Here is a 25,406-nt window from a genome sequence, read left to right on the forward strand (position 1 = left end):
AGCCCTCGTCCGGCGCCCCGATCCGGGGCGTCCGTTCTGAGAAGCGCGTGAGAAGTGGTTACGGAAATCTGACGAGCACCCGCTGCCGCTGGCCTCAAGGGGGTCGCGGGTGCTCGTATGGGTGTGTGAACCCTGAACAGTCCCCACGGCAGGGACCGGACCGGCCCCGGGAACGCCCGCCGGAGGACCCGGAAGCCTCCGGCGCGCCCATCGGCCGCCGGCTCCTGCTCGGCACGCTCGGACTCGGCGCCTTCGGCGTGCTGGCCGCGCCCACCCTGCAGCGTGGCCTGGAGTCCCTCTTCGCCGACGACCCCACGGGGCTGACCGGCCTGCTCCCCAACGGCGGCGGTTTCCGCTACTACTCGGTGACCTCATCCGTCCCGCACAAGGACGCGTCGAACTACCGGCTGACCATCAACGGCCTGGTCGACCACCCCCGCAGCTACACCCTGGCCGACCTCAAGGCCCTGCCGCAGACCCGGATCGTCCACGACGTCCAGTGCGTCACGGGCTGGCGCGTGCCCGGCACCCCCTTCGAAGGCGTACGACTGTCCCACCTCCTGGACGCCGCCGGGGTCCAGACCAAGGGCCGCGCGATCCGCTTCACCTGCTTCGACGGGGCGTACACCGAGAGCCTCACGCTGCAGCAGGCCCGGCGCCCGGACATCCTGGTGGCCCACCGCATGCAGGACAAGCCCCTCGGCCACAGCCACGGCGGCCCGGTCCGCCTCTACGTCGCCCCCATGTACTTCTACAAGTCCGCCAAGTGGCTCTCCGGCATCACCGTCACCGAGGACGTCCGTCCCGGGTACTGGGAGGACCGGGGCTACGACGTGGACGCGTGGGTCGGCCGCTCGAACGGACGCGACGATGCACCCACGAGTTGACGAGACCCCCGCCCTCGCCGCGCCCGCGCCACGCGTACGGCGCTTCAGCCGCGCCGAGCGCTGGGTGCACCGCGTGACCGCCCTGCTGATGGGGATCTGCGTGGCGACGGCGGCCTGCCTGTACCTCCCGATGTTCGCGGAGCTCGTCGGCCGCCGTGAGCTGGTGGTCAGGATCCACGAATGGGCGGGCTTGCTGCTCCCGGTACCCGTCCTGGCGGGCCTGGTCTCCCGCGCCTTCCGCGCGGACCTGGGCCGCCTCAACCGCTGGGGCCCGCACGACCGTACGTGGCTGCGCGCGGCGCTACGACGGGACCGGCGCCGCTCGTCCCGCCCGGCGGCCAAGTTCAACGCGGGCCAGAAGACCTACGCCGCCTGGATCGCCGGCGCGACCCTGGTCATGCTCGCCACGGGGCTGCTGATGTGGTTCACCCACCTCGCCCCCCTGATGTGGCGCACCTCGGCGACCTTCGTCCACGACTGGCTCGCGCTCACGATCGGCGTCGTCCTCGCGGGCCACATCGGCATGGCCCTCGGCGACCCGGAGGCCCGCCACGGCCTGCGCACGGGCTCGGTGAGCCGGGAGTGGGCGGAACGGGAACATCCCCTCTGGCGGCCTTAGGCCGAGTCTGCCGGGGGCTCAAGGCCCCCGGCACACCCCCTAGATGACCAGCGACAGCAGCAGGATCAGCCCGCCCGCCACCACCGAGATGATCGTCTCCATGACGGACCAGGTCTTGACGGTCTGGCCGACGCTCAGGCCGAAGTACTCCTTGACCAGCCAGAAACCGGCGTCGTTGACATGGCTGAAGAAGAGCGAGCCGGCGCCGATCGCGAGGACCAGGAGGGAGGTGTGGGCGGTCGACATGTCGGCCGCGAGGGGCGCGACCAGACCGGCCGCCGAGATGGTGGCGACGGTCGCGGAGCCGGTCGCGAGGCGGATGGCGACCGCGATCAGCCAGGCGAGCAGCAGCGCGGGGATCGACCAGTCCTTGGAGATGTCCAGGATCATCTGGCCCACCCCGGAGTCGATCAGGGTCTGCTTGAAGCCGCCGCCCGCGCCCACGATCAGCAGGATGCCCGCGATGGGAGCGAGGGACTTCTCGACGGTCGTCGAGATGCGGTCCTTGGTGAAGCCGGCCGCGCGGCCCAGTGTGAACATGCCCACGATCACGGCCGCGAGCAGGGCGATCAGCGGGGAGCCGACGACGTCGAAGGCGCGCTGCACCATGTGGGTGGGGTCGTCCACGATGATGTCGACCAGCGCCTTGGACAGCATGAGGACGACCGGCAGCAGCATGGTGGCGAGGGTGGCGCCGAAGCCGGGACGCTTGTCCAGTTCCTCGGAGGCGCGGGTGGGGATCATGCGGTCGGGGGCGGGGACGTCGACCCAGCGGGCGGCGTAGCGGGAGAAGACCGGGCCCGCGATGATCACCGTCGGGATGGCGACCAGGACACCCAGCGCGAGCGTGATGCCGAGGTTGGCCTTGACCGCGTCGATGGCGACCAGCGGGCCGGGGTGCGGCGGGATCAGGCCGTGCATCACGGACAGACCGGCCAGCGCCGGGATGCCGATGCGCATCAGGGAGTAGTTGCCGCGCTTGGCGACCATCAGCACGACCGGGATCAGCAGCACGATGCCGACCTCGAAGAACAGCGGCAGGCCGATCACCGAGGCGATCAGCACCATCGCCCACGGCATGGCGCGCCCGCCCGCCTTGGCGAGGATGGTGTCGACGATCTGGTCGGCGCCGCCGGAGTCGGCGAGCAGCTTGCCGAGGATCGCGCCGAGCGCGATCAGGACGCCCACACCGGCGACGGTGGCGCCGAGACCGGTGGTGAAGCTGGCGATGGTCTTGTCGAGCGGGGCCCCGGCGAAGGCGCCGAGGGCGAGCGAGCCGATGGTCAGGGCCAGGAATGCGTGCAGCTTGAACTGGGTGATGAGCAGGACGATGACGGCGATGCCCGCCAGTACGGCGATGCCCAGCTGAGCATGGCCCGCCGAGGTGATCGGCTCGACGGCGTCCGCTGCCAGCATCTCGACGCTGAGTCTGGTCACGGTGGTCCCTTGCTTGAGAAACGTACGTGGGAAAGGTGTTAGAGCGAGGGCTGGTCGAGCCCCTGGAGTGCGGCGACGGCCCGTTCGGTGATCTCCCCGGGGTCGCCGGAGACGTCCACGGAGACACCCGCCTCGTCCGCTTCCAGCGGCTGGAGGGTGGCGAACTGCGAGTCCAGCAGCGCCGTCGGCATGAAGTGCCCCTGACGGTGCGACATCCGGTCCTCGATGAGCGCGCGGTCACCGGTCAGATGGACGAAGACGACTCCGGGCGCCTCGGCCCGCAGCCGGTCGCGATAGCTGCGCTTGAGCGCCGAACTGCTGACCACTCCGCCGAGCCCGTGCCGGTCGTGCGCCCAACGGCCGATGGCGTCCAGCCACGGCCAGCGGTCGTCGTCCGTCAGCGGGTGCCCGGCCGACATCTTGGCGATGTTGGCCTGCGGGTGGAAGTCGTCGCCCTCGGCGTACGGAACGCCGAGCCGGGCCGCAAGCAGGGGACCGATGGTGGTCTTGCCGGTGCCTGCGACGCCCATGACCACGACGACATGGGGGGTGCGCACTTGCTGCATCGTGCTCTCACTGTCTTCGTCGACATCTGATGTCGACGACACTGAAACTCATTAGGTACGACTAATTCAAGAGTGTGTGACATATAAGTCTGACTTTTTGTCCACTGGCTCCGCCTCGTACGCTGAGCCCATGACCACACGGGGCCGGGGGCTGCACGGACATGTACTGGAATGTCTCGGGCCGGCGATCACGGCGGGCGAGTACCCGCCGGGGAGCGTGCTGCGCACGGACGAGCTCGCGCAGCGCTTCGAGGTGTCACGCTCCGTGATGCGCGAGGCGGTCAGGGTGCTGGAGTCCATGGACCTGGTCGAGTCCCGCCGTCGCGTCGGCGTCACGGTCCGCCCCAAGGCGGAATGGAACGTGTTCGACCCTCAGGTCATCCGCTGGCGGCTGGCCGGCGCCGACCGCCCCCACCAGCTGCGCTCGCTCACCGTGCTGCGCTCCGCCGTCGAACCGATCGCCGCGGGCATGGCCGCGCGGCACGCCACCGCCGAGCAGTGCGCGGAGCTCACCGAGTGCGCCCTCGGCATGGTGGCCAACTCACGCGGCCACAAGCTGGAGGGGTACCTCGTCCACGACGTGGCCTTCCACCGGGTGATCCTCAACGCCTCCGGCAACGAGATGTTCGCCCGTCTCGGCGATGTCGTCGCCGAGGTCCTCGCGGGCCGCACCCACCACGAGGTGATGTTCGAGGACCCCGACCCCGCCGCCGTCACCCTGCACGTCCAGGTCGCGGAGGCGGTCCGCGAAGGCGACGCGGCCCGCGCCGAGGCACTCACCCGCGAGATCACGGTCGGGGCGCTCCAGGAACTGGACGTCCTCGCGCCGTAGGCGTCCTACTCCAGGAAGTCGCCGTCCACGTACACCCAGGCCCCGTCGACCCGCTCGAACCGGCTCCGCTCGTGCAGCGAACCGCCCCGGTAGGAGGCCCGGAAGGTCACCGTCCCCGCGGAGTGGAACGCCGACCCCTGCCCCGTGTCGAGGATCTCCAGCCCCGTCCACCGCATCCCCGGGTCGAAGTCGACCCGCCCCGGCCGCGTCCGCGGATGCCAGGTCCGCAGCAGATACCCCTCGTCCTCCTTGACGAAGGCGCAGTACCGCGACCGCATGAGCCGCTCCGCGGTCGGCGCGAGCGCCTCACCGCGGTGGAAGGGCCCACAGCACCGCGCGTACGGCTCGGACAGCCCGCACGGGCAGCTACGACTGGTCATGACCGCCATTCTCCCCCAGCCCGGAAGGGCCCTACGCCGAGTCGGCGTTGGTCGGCGGGTATGTCGGGCGGGCCGGCATCGGCGCGACCGATGCGGGCTGGGTGGGCAGCGGCGGCAGCTTCGCCGTATGCAGCCAGGCTCCGAACAGGTCGTCCAGCGGCTCGGCCGCGTACCGGGCGGCGTGCCCGGTGAACGTTGCCGTGGTGACGGCGCCGCCCCGGTGCAGGGCGGCCCAGCCGCGCAGCATACGGAAGAAGGCCTCGTCGCCCATCGCGCAGCGCAGCGCGTGCAGGGTGAGTCCGCCGCGCTCGTAGAGCCGGTCGTCGAACATCAGCTTGCGGCCCGGGTCGGACAGCACCAGGTCCTTCGGCTGCCCGGACAGCTTGCGGTGCGCGAGAGCGGCCAGCTGCTGTGCCGTACGACCTCCCGACCGCTCCGACCACAGCCACTCGGCGTACTTCGCGAAGCCCTCGTTCAGCCAGATGTGCCGCCAGTCCGCGATGGACACGCTGTTGCCGAACCACTGGTGCGCCAGCTCGTGCGCGACCAGCCGCTCCGAACCCCGCGCCCCGTCCACGTGGTTGGCGCCGAACAGCGACAACCCCTGGGCCTCGACGGGGACATCGAGCTCCTCCTCGGTCACCACCACGGCGTACTCGCCGAACGGATACGGCCCGAAGATCTGCTCGAACAGCTCCATCATCGCGGGCTGCCGCGCGAAGTCCCGCGAGAATTCGGCGAGGAGGTGCGCGGGCAGATGTCCTGTCTGCGGTACGCCGCCGAGTCCGGGGTCGCCGAGCAGCACCGTCTGGTACTTCCCGATCGACAGCCCGACCAGATAGCTGGAGGTCGGCGCCGCCTGCTCGTACACCCAGGTGGTCGTCGACGCCTTCGTCGTCCGGGTGAGCAGCCGGCCGCCCGCCACCACCGAGTACGCCGACGGCGTCGTGATGGAGATCTGGTACGAGGCCTTGTCGGCGGGGCGGTCGTTGCACGGGTACCAGGAGGGCGCGCCGGTCGGCTGGCTCGCCACCAGCGCCCCGTCCTCCAGTTCCTCCCAGCCGAGTTCGCCCCAGGGGCTGGCGACCGGCTTGGGGTTGCCCGACCAGTGCACCTCCACGGTGAAGGCGGCCCCGGCCCGTATCGGCTTCGGCGGGCGGATGCGCAGCCGGCCGCCCCGGTGCGTGTAGTGCGGTGCCTTGCCGTCGACCCGGACCCGGCCGATCCGGAAGTCGGCCAGGTTCAGCTGGAACTCGGCCAGCGGAGCCCGGCCCGCTATGGCGTTGAGCCGTGCGGTGCCGGACAGCCGGTTCGGGCCGGGGCGGTAGTCCAGCGCGAGCTCATACCGGTGCACCCGGTAACGGGGATCACCGTTCGCCGGGAAGTACGGGTCCGATCCCACTGTCTGCTGAACGCTCACGCTTGCGTCTGCTCCCTGCGCTGTGCTCGTACGACGTGCCGGTGCACCGTCCCCGGACGCCGTACAGGCGCCTAGGAACGCCATGCCTCGATCGGGTTGCCCAGCCAGCGGGTGTCGTCGGGGACGGATTCCGCCGCCATGACGAGCGACGCGGGTCCCAGCGTGCTGCGCGCCCCGACTGTGCTGCCGGGAAGGACGATTCCGCCCGGGCCCAGAGTGGCGCCCTCACGGAGGACAACAGTATCCGTCCGCAAGATCCGGTCGTGGAAGAGGTGGGTCTGCAGGACACAGCCCCGGTTGACCGTGGTCGCGTCCCCCAGGGTCACCAGGTCCGTCTCGGGTAGCCAGTAACTCTCGATCCATGCGCCCTTGCCGATACGGGCACCGAGGCCGCGCAGCCACGCCGTCATCAGCGGCGTACCGGGCACCGATCCGGCCAGCCACGGCACGGCGACGACCTCGACGAAGGTGTCCGCCAGCTCGTTGCGCCACACGAAACCGCTCCACAGCGGGTGCTCGCCCGCCCGGTGCCGGCCCACCAGCAGCCACTTCGCCACGATGGACGTCAGGCAGGCGAGCACACCGGCGCCCAGGAACACGAGTCCGGCCAGCAGCGGCGCCCACCCGCCCAGCGCGCTCAGCGCGCTCAGCGCGGCGACCGTCAGCACCGCCAGCGCCGCCGAGCAGAACACCGGGACGATCCGGCACAGCTCCACGAGCGCCCGCGCCCACAACAGCCGCGCGGGCGGGTCGTAGGTACGGCTCTGATCGCCGTCCTGCGTCGAGCGCGGCAGCTTCACCGGCGGCAGCCCCAGGTACGAGCTGCCCTTCTTCGCCTTCTTCGGGGTCGCCGACAGCACCCCGACCAGCCCGCCGTCCGGCACACTGCGGCCCGGCGCGGTCATCCCGGAGTTGCCCAGGAAGGCCCGGCGGCCGATCTCGGCGCGCCCGATCCGCATCCAGCCGCCGCCGAGCTCGTACGGCGCGGTCAGGGTGTCGTCGGCGAGGAAGGCGCCCTCGCCCACGGTGGTGAGACTCGGCAGCGCGAGGACGGTGGAGACCTCGGCGCCCCGGCCGATCTTCATGCCGAGCAGCCGCAGCCACACCGGCGTGATCAGCCCGGCGTACAGCGGGAACAGTGTGTCGCGCGAGCGGTCCATCAGTTGCGTGACGGTCCAGGCCTGCCAGCCGATCCTGCTGTGCGTCGGGTAGGTGCCGTCGCGCAGGCCCAGGCTGAGCAGACGCACGCCGACCAGGAGCAGCAGCGCGTAGGCCAGCCCGAAGGCGAGCGTGGCCGGGACCAGCGCGAGCGCCGCGCCGCGCAGGGCCGCACCGAGTCCGGCGTCCGCGCTCACGAAGACATGCGCCACCAGGAGCGCGGCGACACCCGCGAGCACGGGCAGCGCGGTCAGCGCGAAACCGGTCGCGCCGTACATCGCCCGCCAGTACGTGCCCCGGCGCGGACGCTCCTTGGGCCAGGCGCGCTTCGCCTTGCCGAGCTTGCCTGCGGGCGCTCCGGCCCAGCGCTGTCCGGTGGGAATCTGCCCGGCGACCGCCGAGCCCGGCGCCACCTCGGCCCGCTTGCCCACGCGCGCCCCCGGGAAGAGCATGCTGCGCGTCCCGACCACCGCACCGGCGCCGACCTTGACCTGCCCGATCTCCAGCCGGTCCCCGTCCAGCCAGTACCCCGACAGATCCACCTCGGACTCGACGGCGGCACCCCGGCCCAGCTTGAGCATGCCGGTCACCGGCGGCAGCGAGTGCAGATCGACGTCCGCGCCGACCTTGGCGCCCAGGGCACGGGCGTACCGCTCCAGCCAGGACCCGGTCAGCGAGACCGCGCCACTGAACTCGGCCAGCCGCTCGGCGGTCCACAGCCGCAGGTGCACACTTCCGCCGCGCGGGTAGCGCCCGGGCTTCACATGGCGCAGCAGCAGCCGCGCCCCGCCGGCCGCGATCGCGAGCCGTCCGGGCGGGCTGAAGAGCACGACCGCCCCGGCGCCGACGAGCCACCACGAGGCGCTCGGCGCCCAGGGGTACGGACCGAACCAGTGCAGGATGTTGCCGAGCGCGGCCAGCGCCACGGTCCAGCGCAGCCCCATCAGGGTGAACAGGGGTATCAGCAGGAACAGCTGGGTCACCTTGGCGCGCAGCGGTACCGGGGCGATGACCCGCTCGGCGCCGTCGTCCTGCGCGGACTTCTCCAGGTGCCGGGCCAGCTTGCGCAGGACGGGCTGCTGGTAGATGTCGAGCACGGCGGCGCTGGGGTAGCGGGTGCGCAGCCGGGTGGTCAGCTGGGCGGCGGCGAGGCTGCCGCCGCCGATCGCGAAGAAGTCGTCGGACGCGCCGGAGACCGGGATGCCCAGGACCTCGCTCCACTGCTCGGCGAGCCAGGCCTCGGTGCCGTAGAGCTGTTCCTTCGCACCGCCGCTCTCCAGGCCCTCCAGGGGCCAGGGGAGCGCGCCCCGGTCGACCTTGCCGGAGGTGCGGGTCGGCAGGTCCTCGACCGGGGCGAGCAGCGGGACGAGGGCCGCGGGCAGCTCGGCGCGCAGCTTCTCGACGGCGGCGGCCTGGTCCCAGCCCTCCTGGGTGACGACATAACCGACGAGCAACTGGTTGCCGCCGCGGGCGGTACGGACGGCGGCCGCGGCCCCCGCCACACCGGGGAGCGCCTGCAGCGCCGCGTCGACCTCGCCGAGCTCGATACGGCGCCCGCCGAGCTTGATCTGCTCGTCGGCCCGCCCGAGGAAGATCAGCCCCTCCGGCTCGGCCTTGACCAGGTCACCACTGCGGTACGCCCGCTCCCAGCCGAGCGATGTGAGCGGCGCGTACTTCTCCGCGTCCTTCTCGGCGTCGAGATACCGGGCGAGCCCGACCCCGCCGATCACGAGCTGACCGCTGTCGCCCATCGCCACGGGCTCGCCGGCCTCGTCGACCACGGCCAGCTCCCAGCCGTTCAGCGGCAGCCCGATCCGGACGGGCTCCTCGCCGGTCATGAGGGAGGCACAGGCGACGACGGTCGCCTCGGTGGGCCCGTAGGTGTTCCACACCTCGCGGCCCTCGGTCACCAGCCGCTGGACCAGTTCGGGCGGGCAGGCCTCACCGCCGAAGATCAGCAGCCGTACGTCGCCCAGGGCCTCCGGCTCCCAGAGCGCGGCGAGCGTCGGCACGGTCGAGACGACGCTGATCTCCTGCTCGACCAGCCAGGGCCCCAGGTCGGTGCCGCTGCGCACCTGAGAACGCGGTACGGGCACCAGGCAGGCGCCGTACCGCCAGGCCAGCCACATCTCCTCGCAGGAGGCGTCGAAGGCGACGGACAGGCCCGCCATGACCCGGTCGCCGGGCCCGATCGGGTCCTCGGTGAGGAACAGCTCCGCCTCGGCGTCGACGAAGGCGGCGGCGCTGCGGTGACTGACGGCCACGCCCTTGGGCTTGCCGGTGGACCCGGAGGTGAAGATGATCCAGGCGTCGTGCTCGACGCCGGGCCGCGCGGCGGGCACCTCGGAGGCGCTGTTGACGGTCAGCCGGTGCCCGGCCTCGATGACGGCCCGCACCTGAGCCTCGCCGAAGACCAGCTCGGCCCGCTCGTCGGGGTCCTCGGCGTCCACCGGTACGTAGGCGGCGCCCGCGGCCAGTACGGCGAGGATGGCGACGTACAGCTCGTTGGTGCCGGAGGGGACGCGGACGCCGACCCGGTCGCCGAGGCCCACTCCGGCGCTGCTCAGCCGCCGCCGCAGGGCCTCGACCTCGACGGCGAGGGCGCGGTAGGTGAGGCTCCGGTGACCGTCGTCGAGGGCGGGCTCGTCGGGGTGGGCCCGGACGGTGGCGTCGAGGATGTCGACCAGCGTGCGCGGCGAGGCGGCGACGGAGGCGGAGAAGCGCGCCGGGTCGCCGAACTCCGCGCGCACCTCCTCGTCGAACAGCGCGAGTGCGGGGCCTTGCTCGAGGGCTGCCATCGGGTCCTCACGTGTCGTTCCCGGAGCGTCCGGGGAGCTGGTGGGCCCGCAGGTATGCCTGGGGATGTTCCGGTCCAGCTCCAAACAAGCCTGGAATTTTAGTACGACGCTAGTCGCGTACCTGGTCGTCAGCCATGTGAGGGGGCCGTACGAGGGCACCGGAACAACTGATTCCGGTGTGGTGACGGTGCTCTGACATGGGGGTATGTCATCCTGACGAGATCTGCCCCACATCTGTCCGTAACGCGGTGAACACGGCGAGCGAGACCTGTGGTCGACGCAACGAGTGAGGGCCGCAACCTGACGGTCGCGGCCCTCACTCCTCTGTGTGTCCGAGGGGGGACTTGAACCCCCACGCCCGATAAAGGGCACTAGCACCTCAAGCTAGCGCGTCTGCCATTCCGCCACCCGGACAAGGTGTTTGTCGCGCGGGGTTTCCCTCGCGGCGACAGAGGAAACATTACCAGGCTTTCGAGGGCCCCCGGTCACACCCCGTCGCCGCGTGAACGGCGTGTGACGGGCCGGGTCCGGCCTTGGGGGAGGGTGGGGGCGGGAGAGAGGATGAGGGGGGACCACCAGCAGTGACAGTGGGAGGAAGCAGCGTGAGCGAGTCGAACACGGCCAGGAGCGTCTCTGGCGAGGACGAGGTCGTGGACCTCTGTCGCGAGCTGATCCAGATCGACACCAGCAACTACGGGGACCACTCCGGACCGGGTGAGCGCAAGGCCGCGGAGTACGTGGCCGAGAAGCTCGCCGAGGTCGGGCTCGAGCCGCAGATCTTCGAGTCGCACAAGGGGCGCGCGTCGACCGTGGCCCGTATCGAGGGTGAGGACCGTTCGCGCCCCGCGCTGCTCATCCACGGCCACACCGACGTCGTACCGGCCAACGCGGCGGACTGGACCCACCACCCCTTCTCCGGCGAGATCGCGGACGGAATGGTGTGGGGCCGCGGCGCGGTCGACATGAAGGACATGGACGCCATGACGCTGGCGGTCGTCCGGGACCGGCTGCGCAGCGGGCGCAAGCCGCCCCGGGACATCGTCCTCGCGTTCCTCGCCGACGAGGAGGCCGGCGGTACGTGGGGCGCGCGGCATCTCGTCGACAAGCACCCCGACCTCTTCGAGGGCGTGACCGAGGCGATCGGCGAGGTCGGCGGCTTCTCCTTCACGGTCAACGAGAAGCTGCGGCTGTACCTGGTCGAGACCGCCCAGAAGGGCATGCACTGGATGAAGCTGACCGTGGACGGCACCGCCGGGCACGGTTCGATGATCCACAAGGACAATGCGATCACCGAGCTGTCCGAGGCCGTCGGGCGGCTGGGGCGGCACAAGTTCCCGGTCCGGGTGACGAAGACGCTGCGGCACTTCCTCGACGAGCTCGGCGACGCGCTCGGCACCGAGCTCGACCCGGAGAACATGGACGAGACGCTCGCCAAGCTCGGCGGCATCGCCAAGCTCATCGGCGCCTCCCTGCAGAACACCGCGAACCCGACCCAGCTCGGTGCCGGATACAAGGTCAACGTGATTCCGGGGCAGGCGACCGCGCACGTGGACGGGCGGTACCTGCCGGGATACGAGGAGGAGTTCCTCGCCGACCTGGACCGGATTCTCGGACCGAAGGTCCAGCGTACGGACGTGCACGCGGACAAGGCGCTGGAGACCACCTTCGACGGGGCACTGGTCGACGCCATGCAGACCGCGCTGTCCGCCGAGGACCCGATCGCGCGTGCCGTGCCCTACATGCTCTCGGCCGGCACCGACGCCAAGTCCTTCGCCGACCTCGGCATCCGCTGCTTCGGTTTCGCCCCGCTCAAGCTGCCGCCGGAGCTGGACTTCGCGGGCATGTTCCACGGGGTCGACGAGCGGGTGCCGGTGGATGCGCTGAAGTTCGGCGTCCGCGTACTCGACCGCTTCATCGAGGCGTCATGACGTGTTGACGCCCGCAATCGCCCGTACGTGCGGAGATCGCCCGGGACGGGTGAATGGGACCATAAGCTCGTAGCTCAAGTACTTCTTCCTCGTTACAGGTGATGTGATCCGCTACTTGGGGATCGCATTTGCCTACAAGGAGGAATAATGATCAAGAAGGTCGTCGCTGCTGCGGCTGCCACTGGTGGTCTGGTTCTCGCGGGTGCGGGCCTGGCTGTCGCCGACTCGGGTGCCCAGGGTGCCGCTGTGCACTCCCCGGGCGTCGTCTCCGGCAACGTCATCCAGGTGCCTGTTCACGTCCCGGTGAACGTCTGCGGCAACACGGTCTCCGTGATCGGGCTGCTGAACCCCGCCTTCGGCAACACCTGCATCAACAAGTGACGTTGTGCCTCACCCCATGAGGGTCTGAGCCCGTCGGCCCCGGAGCGTGCGCCATGCGCTCCGGGGCCGACCGGCTTTCGGCGCACGCACGGGACGGATGCGTGCGCTTTCCGGAGGGTCCAAGCCAAGGACTAAGGCAGGGAATTCAGCTATGCGACAGGTCACCCGCAAGGGCCTGATGACCGTGGCGGCCGCGACCGGCGTACTCGCCGCGACCGGAGGCTACGCACACGCCGACTCGGGTGCGAGCGGCGCCAGTTCCAACTCGCCCGGCGTGCTGTCGGGCAACACGGTGCAGGTACCGGTGCACGTGCCGGTCAACGTCTGCGGCAACACCGTGAACGTCGTCGGGTTGCTCAACCCGGCGATGGGCAACAAGTGCGTCAACGACGGCGGTGGATCGTCCGCCGGGGGGCACGGGGGCGGTGGTTCGCACTCGGGCGGCGGCTCCCACGCCGGCGGGCACGCGAGTGGCTCGCCGGGCGTCGGCTCCGGCAATCACGTCCAGGTGCCGATCGACGTGCCGGTCAACGCCTGCGGCAACAGCGTGAACGTGATCGGAGTCGGCAACCCGGCGATGGGCAACGACTGCGCGAACGGACACGGCGGCCACACCCACTATCCGCCCGGCGGCGGTCACCCGGGGCACCCGGGGCAGCCCGGCCACCCAGGTCACCCAGGTCACCCGGGATACCCCGGAAACCCGGGACAGCCCGGAAACCCGGGTCAGCCGGGGAACCCCGGGAATCCGGGGCAGCCCGGTCAGCCCGGGAATCCGGGTCAGCCTGGAAACCCCGGTACGCCCGGGCACCCCGGAACCCCGGGCACCCCGCCCGCCGCGCACCCCCACCACCCGGGGACGCAGAACGTCTCCCAGCCGCAGAGCCCCGCGCAGCTCGCCCACACCGGCAGTGACCTGCCGATCGGCGCGGTGATCCCGGCGGGCGCGGGCGCGCTGCTGGCGGGCGCCGTGCTCTACCGCCGGGCGCGCTCCGGGGCGTAGACCGGCAGAACAAGGCAGGACGGGAACGGGCCGGGACAGGGGTAATCGCGACGCCACAGGCATCCCCTGTGGCGAAGCGCCCGTAGCGGGCCCCGCACCGGCGGGGCCCGCCCCGTTTCAGCCGCTTCCGCTCACCACGTGGCACGCACCTGGCGGATGATCCGCCGGCGCAGCCGCACCTTGCGGCTGCCGTCGGGGTGCAGGCTGAGGCGGTCCAACTCCCAGTGTCCGTACTCCGCATGGTCCGTCAGCAGACGTGTCGTCTCCTTGCGGGACACCCCGCGCGGCACGTACACGTCGACAAATTCGTATTCCGGCATCGCATCTATTGTGCGGGCAGAGGCCCTGTACGGATAGCGTCTGCACTATGTCTGATGCTGTGCAGCCCACCGCTGCCGAGGTACGCGCCGCCGCCGAGGCTGTCAAGATCGCGCTCGACCGCCACCTGGCCGCGGTCGAGCGCAGGTCGGGCGATGACGACCCGGCCGTCTATGAGGCGTTCAACGAGCTGGCCGCCGCGGCCGAGGAGTACGACGAGCTGCTCTACGACCGCTACGACGAGGTCACGCCCTTCGAGATCCCCGGTAGCGACGACACGCTGCCGCCGTACACGGGGCCCGAGGAACCGAACGCGCTGAGCGTGCTGATCCGGCGGGACTACGCGGTGGTGGAGCCGCAGCGACTGCTGGCACAGGCCCAGCGGGTGGAGGCGGTGGAGGAGGACGGGGCGACCGCGGCCGCGGGCTTCGACGCGGCCTCCGGCACGGTGCACGGGGCGCTCGGCGTCCTGTTCGGCGAGTTCGAGCCGGACGAGATCGCCTCCCGGCACAAGGAGTTCGGCCTGGAGGAGGGCGACTCCACACTCTGGGTCACGGCCGCCGACGAACCCGCCGATCCCGGCGAGTGGCTGGAGACCCCCTTCGAGGCGATCGACCCACAGCGGGTGGTCTGCCGCTTCGACGTCAGCGCGGTCTTCGACGACGAGCCGGACGAGGACGAGCTGGACGACGAGCTCGCTCCGGACTCCGAGCTGGACGAGGACGGGGATCTGGAGCCGTTGGACGCCGATCGCTGAGAACCGCGTCACAGGATCGCCGAGCATCCCCTCGCGGGATCGCTGAGCACCGCGTCACAGGAAGGTGGCGGTCACCGGAAGTCCGGTGGCCGCCACCTTCCCGCGTAGGGGAGTCGTGTCCCTGAGCGGGGCTCAGCCCGCTGCCGGGACCTGTGCCTTGAGCAGGGCGGGCAGACGCGTGGTACGCGGCTTCTGCGGGATCTCGGCCACCGCCCGCTGCAGTGCCTGCTCCACCCCGTGGACCACGGACAGATGGCGCTCGGCCCGGCCGAAGGCCGTGTAGACCCAGGGCCTGGTCAGGGCCGCCGCGGCGTCACCGGGGAGCACCACGACCGCGGCGGGCCAGCGCAGCCCGACCGCCTGGTGCGCCGTGAGCGCCCAGCCGTGCCGCACCGACTGCTCCACCCGCTCCTTGGGTACGACGACGGGGAGCCCCGAGCACGTCAGGTGCAGCCCGTCGGCGTCGGCCTTCACCACGTGCCCCACCGCCGTACGACCCGGAGCGGGGGAGTAGGCGACGCGGTCTTCGGGGTCGAAGCCGCCGAAGCGGCCGGGGCCCGGGTTCAGCCGCTCCTTGAGCGCGGTGTTCAGCGCGCGGGTGCCGACCGCGCCGCCATGCCCCGGGGTGATCACCTGCGTCTGCTCGGCCGGGATGCCGATGGCGCGCGGCACCGAGTCCGCGACCAGCTGCACGGTCCGGTGCACCGCCTCGCCGGCGTCCCGCACGGGGACGATCACGACCTCCTTGCCGGGCGCCTCGACCTGGTTGAGCTCGCCGATGCCGACCCCGGAGACCAGTTCGCCGATGGGGCCGGGGTCCGGCGTCCTCGAGGCCACCTGCGGGCACACGCGGGCGGCGAGCAGGTCGGCGAAGACGCGCCCCGGACCGGCCGACCACAGCACACCCGGGTCCCCGCTCAGCACCAGCCGCGCGCCGTCCGGCAGCGACTCGGCGAGCATCGCCGCCGTCTCGACGTCCAGCTGCGGTGCGTCCAGGACGACCAGGAGGTCCAGGTCGAAGGCGCCGTCCGCGTCCCGGCCCGGGCCCTCGGCGCCGGAGAGGAGTCCCGCGACGGTGGCGACCCCGGTGACCGGCCCGCCCTCGGCGTCGCCCGAGGGGTCGTCCGAGGGGCCGTCCGAGGGGCCGTCCGGCAGGTCGTACCGCGCCGTCCGGACCGTGAAGCCGTCGCGGCCGCTCGGCGTGTGGGCGGCGGCCCAGCCACGCAGACCGAGACCGCGCGCGGCGTGCAGCAGCGCCGCCGCCTCCGCCTGGGACGCGTCCCCGCCGGTGTGCAGGACCAGGCCGTGGCCCGCGACCGATCGGATGAGCTCCGCGGCGGAGCGGGTGGCCGACGCGGCGGCCTGCTCCCAACCGTCGGCGGAGCCGTCGGCCTTCGGCACCGAGTTCATCACCCGGGCCAGTCCGTCGGCGAGGCTCTCCTCGGCCAGGGCGTACCGCTCCAGGCCGATGAGGACGCGGACCGGACGCTCCTCGGACTCCTCGGCGCCCTCTTCCTGGGCCGGGGGCGCGGGGTCGAGGGCGTCCTGGAAGACCAGCGCGTCGCCCTCGGCGAGGGTGCTCTGCACGGCCGCGTCCGGGTCCGGCACCGCGCGCTGGGCGAGCGCGGCGGTGAGCGCGGGGGCGTCGAGGGCGGTGTGCCCGGCGAGGGCCGCCTGCTCGAGGAGCCAGACGGTGACCGCCCGGCCGCGCCGCTCGTCGTCCGGGCGGCACTCCGCGCCGAGCATCGCGCGGGCGAACCCGTCGGCCTGCTCGGGCCGCACCCCGGCGACCCGCAGCAGCTGCCAGGGGTCCTCGCGCAACTGCTCGTCCGCGCCCTCGCCGAGAGCCGCGAGGGCCCCCGGTGCGAGGGCGTCGGGTGCGCCGCCTTCGCTCAGTACGGCGCCTACGGCGGCGACGGCTTCCGGAGCGACCGTCACCGAGGTCCGGGCCGGGGCGGCCACCGGCTCCGGGCGGCGCACGGGTTCCGGGGCGACCGTCCTGCGTGGCGTCGGCGCGGGCTCGCGGAAGGCGGTGGCCGCGGGCTTCTCGCCGCTCTCGACGGCCCGCACCGCCGCGAGCAGATCGGCGGCCGTCCCGCTGAGCTTGGCGCCGGCCTCGATCGGCCCCTGCCTCTCGGCCTTGCGCCGCTCGATCCGCTCCCGCTCCAGCCGCTGCGCCGCCAACTCCGCCGCGGCCTCGGACAACTTGGCCGCGTCCGCCGCGCCTTCGGTCTCCGTACCGCCCTCGGCCGCGGTCCCCTCGCCTTCGGAGGGCGTGGTGTCCGCGTCCGCTTCCGTGACCATGTCCGCATCCGTGTCCGCGGTCTGCGGGTCGTCGGTCGCTCCCGCGCCCGGCGTCCCCGGCTCTGCTTCCTCCGTGGTCTCGGGCTCCGTGCTCACAGCGTGCTCCAGTCGTGATCGGGATAGTGGTGCACCGGTGCCGACACATCGTCGAGCGCCCGGCAGATCTCGTCAGGAAGACTAAGGGTCTCCACTGACAACGCGGCCGTGAGCTGCTGCGCGTTGCGCGCGCCGACGATCGGGGCGGCGACGCCGGGCCGGTCGCGGACCCAGGCGAGGGCGACCTGCAACGGTGTGACCGCGAGGCCGTCCGCCGCTGTCGCCACCGCGTCCACGATGCCGCTCGCCGTGTCGTCCAGGTACGGCGCGACGAACGGCGCGAGGTGCTCCGAGCCGCCCCGGGAGTCCGACGGTGTGCCGCCCCGGTACTTCCCGGTGAGCACACCCCGCCCGAGCGGGGAGGACGGCAGCAGACCGACGCCCAGGTCGAGCGCCGCGGGCAGCACCTCCCGCTCCACGCCGCGCTGGAGCAGGGAGTACTCGAGCTGCGTACTGGCGATCCGGGTCCGTGTTCCGGGCGCCGCCAGCTGCCAGGTCGCCGCCTTGGCGAGCTGCCAGCCGCAGAAGTTGGACACCCCCGCGTACCGCGCGCGACCGCTGCTGACCGCGAGGTCGAGCGCCTGGAGGGTCTCGTCCAGCGGGGTGTCCGGGTCGAAGGCGTGCACATGCCACAGATCCACGTAGTCCGTGCCGAGGCGCTGCAGCGAGGCGTCGAGCGCCGACAGGAGATGCCCGCGCGAGCCGTCGAACCGCCGGTCCGGGTCGGGCACACTGCCCGCCTTGGTGGAAATGACCAGGTCGCGACGCGGCACGAGCCCTTCTATGAGCTGCCCGATCAGATACTCCGACTCCCCGTCCCCGTACACATCCGCGGTGTCGACGAGGTTCCCGCCCGCTTCCCAGAACACCTTCAACAGCTCCGCGGCGTCGTGCTCGTCGGTGTCCCGCCCCCATGTGAGGGTGCCGAGTCCGATCCGGGACACACGCAGGCCGGTACGGCCGAGATGCCTCTGCTCCATGGACGCCGAGATTACTGGCCAAAACTCGCCTCGTGGGGGCCCTGTGGACAACCTGGATGATCAGACCTGAACCCGTTCCCACCGCCGCGCCCACCAGCGCGCTAGGGTCTCCGGCACAAGGGACGTTACTGATCGGTAAGGGGATCGGCCATGCAGCTCGGGATCAACCTCGGCTACTGGGGCGGCGGAATGGACGCGGACAATCTCGCCGTCGCCCAGGAGGCCGACCGACTGGGATACGCGGTGTGCTGGGCCGCCGAGGCCTACGGCTCGGACGCGGCCACCGTGCTCACCTGGATCGCCGCCAAGACCGAGCGCATCGACGTCGGCTCGGCGATCTTCCAGATCCCGGCCCGTCAGCCCGCGATGACCGCGATGACCGCCGCGACGCTCGACTCGCTCTCCGGCGGGCGCTTCCGCCTCGGCCTCGGCGTCTCCGGGCCGCAGGTCTCCGAGGGCTGGTACGGCGTCAAGTTCGACAAGCCGCTCGCCCGCACCCGCGAGTACGTCGAGATCGTACGCAAGGCGATGACCCGCGAGCGGCTGTCGTACGACGGCGAGCACTGGACGCTGCCGCTGCCGGGCGGTCCGGGCAAGCCGCTCAAACTGACGGTGCACCCGCAGCGCGAGCACATCCCGCTGTACATCGCCGCGATCGGCCCCAAGAACCTGGAGCAGACGGGTGAGATCGCCGACGGCGCCCTGCTGATCTTCCCCTCGGCCGAGCACATCGAGGACACCGCGCTCCGGCACCTGCGGGCGGGTCGTGAGAAGGCCGGCAAGACCATGGAGGGCTTCGACGTCTGTCCGACGCTGCCGCTCGCCGTCGGCGCCGACAAGGACGTGACGGCGCTCGCCGACATGTTCCGCTCGTACACCGCGCTGTACGTCGGCGGCATGGGCAGCCCCAAGCAGAACTTCTACAACCAGCTCGCCCGGCGCATGGGGTACGAGAAGGAGGCCGCCGAGATCCAGGACAAGTACCTGTCCGGCGACAAGGAGGGCGCGGCCGCCGCCGTTCCGCACGCGCTCATCGACCAGACCACGCTGCTCGGCTCCGTGGACCGCATCGCCGACCGGATGCAGGCCTACGCGGCGGCGGGTGTCACCACGCTCACGCTGTCGCCCGCCGGCTTCACGCTGGAGGACCGGATCGCCTCGCTCCGCGCCGGTTCGGACGCGCTGGAGCGGGCCGGTCTGGCGTAACGCGTCGGAAGCGGTTTTCGGAGGGGCGCGAGAAGTTCCGCGGCCGTGGTGGGGGCTCGGGGGTCTTCCCCGCCACGGCCGTCTCCGGGAACAACGCGCGGGCGCGCCCTGGGTTACGCGCCCGGTCCCGTTCCGGCATCCTTCGTTTGGCGCATTTGTCCGACACATCGGTTGCCGGGCCCCCCGCATCCCATTTGACTCGTTTTCTGCGGACCCTGCAGAAAGGTGTCATCGATGCTTTCGGCCAAGAGTCTGTTCCAGGAGATCCTCGACAACGACGAGTCGTTCCGGCTCTTCTGCTCCATAGCCGCCAGCGGGGAGTCGCAGGGTGGCTGGGAGAACGCGCGCATCGCCGCCCTCGTCCCGCAGAGCGCTCGCGAACTCGCCCCGAAGATCACCCGGCACGGCGCCGACGAGGACAAGCACGGGCGGATCTTCCACGCCCTGATGAACAGGCGCGGCCTCGCGCCGGCCGAGGTCCCGGCCGACACCGACTACACGATGCTCCTGGAACGGCACGGGATCGGCCTCGCGCACGACAAGCTGAAGAGCGAGCAGCCACTCACCGTGGAGGACATCGTCACCTACCTCGCCCACAGCAGGGTCACCGAGCAGCGTGCCTCCGAGCAGATGGAGCTGCTGCGCAGGCACTTCGGCGACCATCCCGGCATCGGGCGCGCGGTCCGGATGATCTCCCAGGACGAGGACAGGCACCTCGCCTACTGCCACGAGGAGCTGCTCCGCCTGGCGTCCGCCGGACACGGCCGGGCCATCCGGCGGACACTGCGCGAGTGCGCGCTCGCCGAGATCCGCGTCTACCGGGACGTCAGTCTCGCCGTGATGGCCCACATGGGACGCATCCTCGGCTGGTCGAGGGCCAAGGCGGCGACGCTCGCCGCCGCCATCCACGCCGTCTACGCCTACGAGCGCGCCGCGGGCTGGCGCCGGATGGTCTCCCTGAAGATGCCGGAGCACCGCGACGCCCTCGGAGGCCCCGCGACGCCCGCACCGGAGTTGGCGTGACCCGCGGCCGCGAGCCCTCCGTACGTCGAACACGTCACAGCCAGCCGCGCCGCTTGAAGAGGTGGTACAGCAGGAACTCCAGCGTCGCCATCGCCAGGATCACCGCCGGGTACGACCAGAGCCAGTGCAGCTCGGGCATGTGGTCGAAGTTCATGCCGTAGATGCCGGCGATCATCGTGGGGACCGCTGCCATGGCCGCCCACGCCGAGATCTTCCGCATGTCGTCGTTCTGGCGCACGCTCATCTGCGCGAGATGCGCCGAGAGAATGTCCGAGACCAGCCGGTCCAGGCTCTCCACCGACTCGTTCACACGGGCCAGGTGGTCGTTGACGTCGCGGAAGAAGGGGTGCGCCTTCTCGTGCACGAACGGCACTGGGGCGCCGGCGGTGCCCGAGCCCGAGAGGCGGGTCAGCGGAACGGTCAGCGGGCCCGTCGCCCGCCGGAACTCCAGGATCTGCCGCTTGAACGTGTAGATCCTGGACGCGGTGTGCCGCGAACCCCCGCCGCTCGGCGAGAAGACCTCCGCCTCCAGCCCCTCCAGGTCCGTCTGGAGCTCGGTCGCCACCCCCAGGTAGTGGTCGACCGTGGCGTCGGCGATCGAGTAGAGCGCCGCCGTCGGCCCCTGCCGCAGCATCTCGGGATCCGCCTCCAGCCGGCGGCGCACCTCCGCGAGAGGCGAGCACTCGCCGTGCCGGACGGTCACCACGAAGGAGTCCCCTATGAACACCATCACCTCACCGGTGGTGACGACATCGCTCTCCGCCTCGTACGCGACCGGCTTCAGGACCATGAACAGCGAGTCGTCGAACACCTCCAGCTTGGGCCGCTGATGCGCCTTGAGGGCGTCCTCGACCGCCAGCGGGTGCAGCCCGAACTCATCGGTGACGAGGTCGAACTCCTGCTCCGTCGGCTCGTACAGCCCGATCCAGACGAACGCGTCGCCCTCGGCGCGTGCCAGGGTCAGAGCGTCGGAGAGGTCCTCGGGGCCCTCCGTCCGGCGCCCGTCGTGGTAGACGGCGCAGTCGACGATCACGGAGCGTATTCTCCCGCCGTCCGGCCGGCACCGCACTCCGGCCGCCGTTGTCCACAGGCCCCGCCGGCTCCCCGAGCCACCCGTTTACGCTGGGCCGCATGCCCACCCTGATTCTCGTACGGCACGGACGTTCGACCGCCAACACCGCTGGGCTGCTCGCGGGCTGGACGCCGGGCGTCGCCCTCGACGCGCGCGGCGCCCAGCAGGCCGCGGCGCTGCCCGGGCGGCTCGCCGCGCTGCCGATCTCCGAAGTCGTCACCAGCCCCCTGCAGCGCTGCCAGGAGACCGTGCAGCCGCTGCTCGACGCCCGCCCCGAGCTGCGCGTGCACACCGACGAGCGGATCGGGGAGGCGCACTACGGGGACTGGTCCGGCCGCAAGCTCGCCGAGCTGAAGGACGAGCCCCTGATGGACGTCGTACAGGCGCATCCGTCCGCGGCCGCGTTCCCCGGCGGAGAATCGATGCGGGCCATGCAGACCCGGGCCGCCGAAGCGGTGCGGGAGTGGAACGCGCGCGTGGAGCGCGATCACGGCGGCGACGCCGTATATGTGATGTGTTCGCACGGTGACATCATCAAATCCCTCGTCGCGGACGCACTCGGACTTCATCTCGATCTCTTCCAGCGGATCTCTGTAGAGCCGTGTTCCATCACCGCGATCCGTTACACACGACTGCGCCCCTTCCTCGTGCGCCTCGGGGACACGGGCGACCTCGCCTCCCTGGCGCCGCGCGAGGAGCCCCCCAGCGGGGACGCACCGGTCGGGGGCGGTGCGGGCGCACCGTGATCGTCGGCCGCAGTAGGGTGAAGCGGTTGAAGCAGCGCAAGTAGTCGTCAGCAAGTTGTCAGCAGCCGATGCGGACCCAGGCAGGCAGCCGGTCCACATGCCGATTCCAATGGAGACAGGACGTGTCCCGTCAGGTGTTCCTCTACGACCCCCCGGACCGTTTCGTGGCCGGTACGGTCGGGCTGCCCGGGCGCCGTACCTTCTTCCTGCAGGCCTCCTCAGGCCCCCGGGTGACCAGCGTCGCCCTGGAGAAGACCCAGGTCGCCGCACTCGCCGAGCGCATGGACGAGCTCCTCGACGAGGTCGTGCGGCGCACCGGCGGCAGCGCCCCCGTCCCGGCGATGGCCCCCACCGAGGTGTCCGACACCGCCCCTCTCGACACCCCGGTGGAGGAGGAGTTCCGGGTCGGCACGATGGCGCTGGCCTGGGACGGTGAGGAACAGCGCATGATCGTCGAGGCGCAGGCCCTCGTCGAGCTCGACGCCGACACCGACGAGGACCTCGCCGAGGCCGAGGAAAGGTTGCTCCAGGACGAGGAGAACGGTCCGCCGATGCTCCGCGTCCGGCTCACCGGTGCGCAGGCCAGGGCCTTCGCCAAGCGCGCCCTCGACGTCGTCAACGCGGGCCGGCCGCCCTGCCCGCTGTGCAGCCTCCCGCTCGACCCGGAAGGACACGTATGTCCGCGACAGAACGGATACCGCCGCGGAGCGTGACCACGGCCGAGCTGCTCGCCCTGGGCGAGCTGAAGGTGCGCGGACGGATCCGTGAGGCGTCGAACGCGGTGCTGTACTGCTCCGTGTCGTACGAGGGCCGGGACGCGTCCTGCGTCTACAAACCGGTCGCCGGGGAGCGGCCCCTGTGGGACTTCCCCGACGGGACCCTCGCCCAGCGTGAGGTGGCCGCGTACGAGGTCTCCGAGGCCACCGGCTGGGGGCTGGTCCCCACCACCGTGCTGCGCGACGGGCCCTACGGCGAGGGCATGTGCCAGCTGTGGATCGAGGCCCTGCCCGAGGCCGACGGGGACGGGCTGCTGGCCCTGGTGGAGGGCGAGGAGCCCGCGGAGGGCTGGAAGGCCGTCGGCCTCGCCGAGGTCGGCGAGGGGGAGACGGCGCTGCTCGTGCACGCCGACGACGTCCGGCTGCGGCGGCTCGCCGTGCTCGACGCCGTGCTCAACAACGCGGACCGCAAGGGCGGGCATCTGCTGCCCGCCGGTGAGGGGCGGTTGTACGGCATCGACCACGGGGTCACCTTCAACGCCGAGAACAAGCTGCGCACACTGCTGTGGGGCTGGGCGGGGGAGTCGCTGACGCCTGAGGCGGTCGAGGTCCTCACCTCCCTGCGGGACGGCCTGGCGCCGGGCGCGCCGCTCGCCACCCGGTTGGCCGAACTCATCACCTCGGCTGAGATCGACGCCACACGGGCGCGTGTGGAGGCGATGCTCTCGTCGGGGAAGCACCCGGAGCCGAGCGGGGAGTGGCCGGCGATCCCCTGGCCGCCGGTGTAGGCACCCTCGGCCCCGTAGGACCGGGTGACGCACATCGCCGGGCGTTGCGCAAGAGGGTGTTCTTCGTCATCACGGCTGGTCCGGGTCGTATACGGAAGTTCCGTCCGGTTAGGCTCATGACATGCATGCCTGGCCCGCTTCTGAGGTCCCCGCCCTGCCTGGTGAGGGCCGCGACCTCCAGATCCACGACACCGCGACCGGTGGTCTCGTCGCACTTGACCCCGGTCCCGTCGCCCGTATCTACGTCTGCGGCATCACGCCGTACGACGCGACCCACATGGGTCACGCGGCGACCTACAACGCGTTCGACCTCGTTCAGCGCGTGTGGCTCGACACCAAGCGGCAGGTTCACTACGTCCAGAACGTGACCGACGTCGACGACCCGCTCCTGGAGCGGGCGGAGCGCGACGGCGTCGACTGGGTGGGACTCGCCGAGCAGGAGACCGCCCTCTTCCGTGAGGACATGACCGCCCTGCGGATGCTGCCGCCGCGGCACTACATAGGCGCCGTCGAGGCGATACCCGGCATCGTGCCGCTCGTCGAGCGGCTGCGGGACGCGGGCGCGGCGTACGAACTCGAAGGGGACGTCTACTTCTCCGTCGAGTCCGACCCCAACTTCGGCAAGGTGTCCAACCTGGACGCCGCCGCCATGCGCCTGCTCTCCGCCGAGCGGGGCGGCGACCCGGATCGTCCGGGCAAGAAGAACCCGCTCGACCCGATGCTCTGGATGGCGGCGCGGGAGGGAGAGCCCAGCTGGGACGGGGGCTCGCTCGGCCAAGGCCGGCCCGGCTGGCACATCGAGTGTGTCGCCATCGCCCTCGACCACCTCGGGATGGGCTTCGACGTCCAGGGCGGCGGCTCCGACCTCGCCTTCCCGCACCACGAGATGGGCGCCTCGCACGCCCAGGTGCTCACCGGTGAGTTCCCGATGGCCAAGGCGTACGTGCACGCCGGCATGGTCGCGCTCGACGGCGAGAAGATGTCGAAGTCCAAGGGCAACCTGGTCTTCGTGTCGAAGCTCCGGCGCGACGGCGTCGACCCGGCCGCCATCCGCCTCGCTCTCCTCGCGCACCACTACCGCGCCGACTGGGAGTGGACGGACACCGTCCTCGCGGACGCGGTCGCCCGTCTGGAGAACTGGCGGGCAGCGGTGTCGCGGCCCGACGGGCCGTCCGCCGAGGCGCTGGTCGAGGAGATCCGCGAGGCCCTCGCCCATGACCTGGACGCACCGGCCGCGCTCGCCGCGGTCGACCGCTGGGCGGCGCTCCAGCGCGAGACGGGCGGTACGGACGAGGGCGCCCCCGGCGTCGTCTCGCGAGCCGTGGACGCCCTGCTGGGCGTAGCCCTGTAGTACTTCCTCACCTGTGGGGGGCGCCGGGCAGTCGTACTGCCCGGCGTCCCCTTCGTTCTCAGAGCGTCACTTGTTCACGATGACGGCCTGTACGGCGTTGCTGTTGGCGTCGTAGACGCCGATGACCTGCTGCCCGTAGGCGAAGGCCTGCTGGACCTCGTCGTGGGTGACCTGGTTGGGGTTCACCAGGGGGCGCCAGGTGTTGTCGATGAACAGGTAGAGGATCGACGGCTGGCCCGGGAGCGGGGTGACCACGTCCCAGAAGTGCTGGGCGATCCCGCTCGTCAGGGCCTGTGCCTGTTGCTGCTGGCCGCTGAGCTGCTGCAGCAGCTGCTGGAACGGCTGCTGCTGACCCATCTGCTGGAGCTGCTGCTGGAGCTGCTGCGGGATCTGCGGTTGCGGGTTCTGGTACTGCGGGTTCTGGTACTGCGGAAGCTGCGGGTTCTGGTGCTGTGGGATCTGCTGCTGGCCGAACGGCTGCTGGATCTGCTGTCCGAAGGCCATGGGCTGCTGCTGTCCGAACTGTCCGAACTGCTGGGGCGGCGCCGTGCTCGGTCCCTGCTGCCCCTGCTGGATGCCCTGCTGGTTTCCTTGCTGCTGACTCATCTGCGGGGTGGTGCTCATACGGGTGCCACCTTCC

The 25,406-nt window shown here is 71.4% G+C and carries 23 protein-coding genes and 1 tRNA gene; 13 read left to right on the plus strand and 11 right to left on the minus strand.

The window, feature by feature from the left end; genetic code table 11:
* Positions 1–125 precede the first annotated feature (125 nt).
* Both OG568_RS38500 and OG568_RS38505 read left to right on the plus strand, forming a co-directional pair.
* The gene (locus OG568_RS38500) at positions 126–887 is read left to right on the plus strand and encodes a molybdopterin-dependent oxidoreductase (RefSeq protein ID WP_385076407.1); all 762 of its coding nucleotides are present in this window, start codon (positions 126–128) and stop codon (positions 885–887) included.
* Positions 871–1,506: a cytochrome b/b6 domain-containing protein gene (locus OG568_RS38505; protein ID WP_329534877.1), complete on the plus strand. Its 636-nt coding sequence runs from the start codon at positions 871–873 to the stop codon at positions 1,504–1,506. The genes OG568_RS38500 and OG568_RS38505 overlap by 17 nt, the downstream gene beginning before the upstream one ends.
* A 39-nt stretch (positions 1,507–1,545) precedes the next feature.
* Here OG568_RS38505 and OG568_RS38510 read toward each other — a convergent pair whose 3' ends face one another.
* Positions 1,546–2,943, minus strand: coding sequence for a GntT/GntP/DsdX family permease (locus OG568_RS38510; RefSeq protein ID WP_329534878.1), 1,398 nt, complete (start codon positions 2,941–2,943; stop codon positions 1,546–1,548).
* Between the two features lie 38 nt (positions 2,944–2,981).
* Complete coding sequence (locus OG568_RS38515) at positions 2,982–3,509, minus strand: gluconokinase (RefSeq protein WP_329534879.1); 528 nt, start codon at positions 3,507–3,509, stop codon at positions 2,982–2,984.
* Positions 3,510–3,639: 130 nt separating this feature from the next.
* On the opposite strand from OG568_RS38515, the gene OG568_RS38520 reads away from it, so the two are divergent.
* Positions 3,640–4,341 (plus strand): FadR/GntR family transcriptional regulator, encoded by a 702-nt coding sequence (locus OG568_RS38520; protein WP_266415853.1) that lies wholly within the window; start codon positions 3,640–3,642, stop codon positions 4,339–4,341.
* A 5-nt stretch (positions 4,342–4,346) separates the two neighbouring features.
* On the opposite strand, the gene OG568_RS38525 is transcribed toward OG568_RS38520, so the two are convergent.
* From OG568_RS38525 to OG568_RS38540, 4 genes are all read right to left on the minus strand, one after another.
* On the minus strand, positions 4,347–4,730 hold the full coding sequence (locus OG568_RS38525) for a YchJ family protein (RefSeq protein ID WP_443077811.1): 384 nt from the start codon (positions 4,728–4,730) through the stop codon (positions 4,347–4,349).
* Between the two features lie 22 nt (positions 4,731–4,752).
* The gene (locus OG568_RS38530) at positions 4,753–6,141 is read right to left on the minus strand and encodes a M1 family metallopeptidase (protein WP_329534880.1); all 1,389 of its coding nucleotides are present in this window, start codon (positions 6,139–6,141) and stop codon (positions 4,753–4,755) included.
* A gap of 71 nt (positions 6,142–6,212) precedes the next feature.
* Positions 6,213–10,097: a Pls/PosA family non-ribosomal peptide synthetase gene (locus OG568_RS38535; protein ID WP_329534881.1), complete on the minus strand. Its 3,885-nt coding sequence runs from the start codon at positions 10,095–10,097 to the stop codon at positions 6,213–6,215.
* A gap of 329 nt (positions 10,098–10,426) precedes the next feature.
* Positions 10,427–10,511 (minus strand) — tRNA-Leu (locus tag OG568_RS38540).
* Positions 10,512–10,699: 188 nt separating this feature from the next.
* Here OG568_RS38540 and OG568_RS38545 point away from each other — a divergent pair.
* The 3 genes from OG568_RS38545 (at position 10,700) to OG568_RS38555 (ending at position 13,409) form a co-directional block, all read left to right on the plus strand.
* The gene (locus OG568_RS38545; RefSeq protein WP_266415862.1) at positions 10,700–12,025 is read left to right on the plus strand and encodes a M20/M25/M40 family metallo-hydrolase; all 1,326 of its coding nucleotides are present in this window, start codon (positions 10,700–10,702) and stop codon (positions 12,023–12,025) included.
* A gap of 147 nt (positions 12,026–12,172) precedes the next feature.
* Positions 12,173–12,406 (plus strand): chaplin ChpH, encoded by a 234-nt coding sequence (chpH, locus tag OG568_RS38550; protein ID WP_010988036.1) that lies wholly within the window; start codon positions 12,173–12,175, stop codon positions 12,404–12,406.
* Positions 12,407–12,557: 151 nt separating this feature from the next.
* Complete coding sequence (locus OG568_RS38555) at positions 12,558–13,409, plus strand: chaplin family protein (protein ID WP_329534882.1); 852 nt, start codon at positions 12,558–12,560, stop codon at positions 13,407–13,409.
* A 131-nt stretch (positions 13,410–13,540) separates the two neighbouring features.
* On the opposite strand, the gene OG568_RS38560 is transcribed toward OG568_RS38555, so the two are convergent.
* Positions 13,541–13,729 (minus strand): DUF5703 family protein, encoded by a 189-nt coding sequence (locus OG568_RS38560; RefSeq protein WP_054231126.1) that lies wholly within the window; start codon positions 13,727–13,729, stop codon positions 13,541–13,543.
* Positions 13,730–13,776: 47 nt separating this feature from the next.
* Between OG568_RS38560 and OG568_RS38565 the strand changes: the two genes are divergently transcribed.
* Positions 13,777–14,484 (plus strand): hypothetical protein, encoded by a 708-nt coding sequence (locus OG568_RS38565; RefSeq protein ID WP_329534883.1) that lies wholly within the window; start codon positions 13,777–13,779, stop codon positions 14,482–14,484.
* A 132-nt stretch (positions 14,485–14,616) separates the two neighbouring features.
* Here the strand turns inward: OG568_RS38565 and OG568_RS38570 are convergent, their stop codons facing one another.
* The gene (locus tag OG568_RS38570; RefSeq protein WP_329534884.1) at positions 14,617–16,884 is read right to left on the minus strand and encodes a helix-hairpin-helix domain-containing protein; all 2,268 of its coding nucleotides are present in this window, start codon (positions 16,882–16,884) and stop codon (positions 14,617–14,619) included.
* Positions 16,881–17,864, minus strand: coding sequence for an aldo/keto reductase (locus OG568_RS38575; protein WP_266581361.1), 984 nt, complete (start codon positions 17,862–17,864; stop codon positions 16,881–16,883). The genes OG568_RS38570 and OG568_RS38575 overlap by 4 nt, the downstream gene beginning before the upstream one ends.
* A gap of 150 nt (positions 17,865–18,014) precedes the next feature.
* Here OG568_RS38575 and OG568_RS38580 point away from each other — a divergent pair, with 150 nt between their 5' ends.
* Positions 18,015–19,070: an LLM class F420-dependent oxidoreductase gene (locus tag OG568_RS38580; protein WP_329534885.1), complete on the plus strand. Its 1,056-nt coding sequence runs from the start codon at positions 18,015–18,017 to the stop codon at positions 19,068–19,070.
* 234 nt (positions 19,071–19,304) lie between these two features.
* Positions 19,305–20,093, plus strand: a complete 789-nt coding sequence (locus OG568_RS38585) for a ferritin-like domain-containing protein (protein ID WP_329534886.1) — start codon at positions 19,305–19,307, stop codon at positions 20,091–20,093.
* A gap of 34 nt (positions 20,094–20,127) precedes the next feature.
* Here OG568_RS38585 and corA read toward each other — a convergent pair whose 3' ends face one another.
* Positions 20,128–21,126 (minus strand): magnesium/cobalt transporter CorA, encoded by a 999-nt coding sequence (gene corA, locus OG568_RS38590; protein ID WP_329534887.1) that lies wholly within the window; start codon positions 21,124–21,126, stop codon positions 20,128–20,130.
* Positions 21,127–21,224: 98 nt separating this feature from the next.
* Between corA and OG568_RS38595 the strand changes: the two genes are divergently transcribed.
* The 4 genes from OG568_RS38595 (at position 21,225) to mshC (ending at position 24,766) form a co-directional block, all read left to right on the plus strand.
* On the plus strand, positions 21,225–21,911 hold the full coding sequence (locus OG568_RS38595; protein ID WP_329534888.1) for a histidine phosphatase family protein: 687 nt from the start codon (positions 21,225–21,227) through the stop codon (positions 21,909–21,911).
* Positions 21,912–22,033: 122 nt separating this feature from the next.
* Positions 22,034–22,624: a DUF3090 domain-containing protein gene (locus OG568_RS38600; protein ID WP_266415881.1), complete on the plus strand. Its 591-nt coding sequence runs from the start codon at positions 22,034–22,036 to the stop codon at positions 22,622–22,624.
* Positions 22,588–23,415 (plus strand): SCO1664 family protein, encoded by an 828-nt coding sequence (locus OG568_RS38605; protein WP_329534889.1) that lies wholly within the window; start codon positions 22,588–22,590, stop codon positions 23,413–23,415. Before OG568_RS38600 ends, OG568_RS38605 begins: the two co-directional genes overlap by 37 nt.
* A 121-nt stretch (positions 23,416–23,536) precedes the next feature.
* Positions 23,537–24,766, plus strand: a complete 1,230-nt coding sequence (mshC, locus tag OG568_RS38610) for a cysteine--1-D-myo-inosityl 2-amino-2-deoxy-alpha-D-glucopyranoside ligase (protein WP_266581350.1) — start codon at positions 23,537–23,539, stop codon at positions 24,764–24,766.
* A 66-nt stretch (positions 24,767–24,832) separates the two neighbouring features.
* Here mshC and OG568_RS38615 read toward each other — a convergent pair whose 3' ends face one another.
* Positions 24,833–25,390: a hypothetical protein gene (locus tag OG568_RS38615; RefSeq protein ID WP_329534890.1), complete on the minus strand. Its 558-nt coding sequence runs from the start codon at positions 25,388–25,390 to the stop codon at positions 24,833–24,835.
* Between the last annotated feature and the right edge of the window lie 16 nt (positions 25,391–25,406).

This window comes from Streptomyces sp. NBC_01450 (assembly GCF_036227505.1).
Lineage (GTDB): Bacteria > Actinomycetota > Actinomycetes > Streptomycetales > Streptomycetaceae > Streptomyces.

Excerpts from the sequence above, each read along its gene's own strand:
- OG568_RS38525 (WP_443077811.1), bottom strand. The coding sequence starts at position 4,730 with ATGGCGGTCATGACCAGTCGTAGCTGCCCGTGCGGGCTGTCCGAGCCG.
- OG568_RS38575 (WP_266581361.1), bottom strand. The coding sequence starts at position 17,864 with ATGGAGCAGAGGCATCTCGGCCGTACCGGCCTGCGTGTGTCCCGGATC.
- OG568_RS38605 (WP_329534889.1), top strand. The coding sequence starts at position 22,588 with ATGTCCGCGACAGAACGGATACCGCCGCGGAGCGTGACCACGGCCGAG.
- OG568_RS38555 (WP_329534882.1), top strand. The coding sequence starts at position 12,558 with ATGCGACAGGTCACCCGCAAGGGCCTGATGACCGTGGCGGCCGCGACC.
- OG568_RS38535 (WP_329534881.1), bottom strand. The coding sequence starts at position 10,097 with ATGGCAGCCCTCGAGCAAGGCCCCGCACTCGCGCTGTTCGACGAGGAG.
- chpH (WP_010988036.1), top strand. The coding sequence starts at position 12,173 with ATGATCAAGAAGGTCGTCGCTGCTGCGGCTGCCACTGGTGGTCTGGTT.
- mshC (WP_266581350.1), top strand. The coding sequence starts at position 23,537 with ATGCATGCCTGGCCCGCTTCTGAGGTCCCCGCCCTGCCTGGTGAGGGC.
- OG568_RS38585 (WP_329534886.1), top strand. The coding sequence starts at position 19,305 with ATGCTTTCGGCCAAGAGTCTGTTCCAGGAGATCCTCGACAACGACGAG.
- OG568_RS38615 (WP_329534890.1), bottom strand. The coding sequence starts at position 25,390 with ATGAGCACCACCCCGCAGATGAGTCAGCAGCAAGGAAACCAGCAGGGC.
- OG568_RS38505 (WP_329534877.1), top strand. The coding sequence starts at position 871 with ATGCACCCACGAGTTGACGAGACCCCCGCCCTCGCCGCGCCCGCGCCA.
- OG568_RS38520 (WP_266415853.1), top strand. The coding sequence starts at position 3,640 with ATGACCACACGGGGCCGGGGGCTGCACGGACATGTACTGGAATGTCTC.
- OG568_RS38560 (WP_054231126.1), bottom strand. The coding sequence starts at position 13,729 with ATGCCGGAATACGAATTTGTCGACGTGTACGTGCCGCGCGGGGTGTCC.
- OG568_RS38515 (WP_329534879.1), bottom strand. The coding sequence starts at position 3,509 with ATGCAGCAAGTGCGCACCCCCCATGTCGTCGTGGTCATGGGCGTCGCA.
- OG568_RS38580 (WP_329534885.1), top strand. The coding sequence starts at position 18,015 with ATGCAGCTCGGGATCAACCTCGGCTACTGGGGCGGCGGAATGGACGCG.
- OG568_RS38595 (WP_329534888.1), top strand. The coding sequence starts at position 21,225 with ATGCCCACCCTGATTCTCGTACGGCACGGACGTTCGACCGCCAACACC.
- OG568_RS38565 (WP_329534883.1), top strand. The coding sequence starts at position 13,777 with ATGTCTGATGCTGTGCAGCCCACCGCTGCCGAGGTACGCGCCGCCGCC.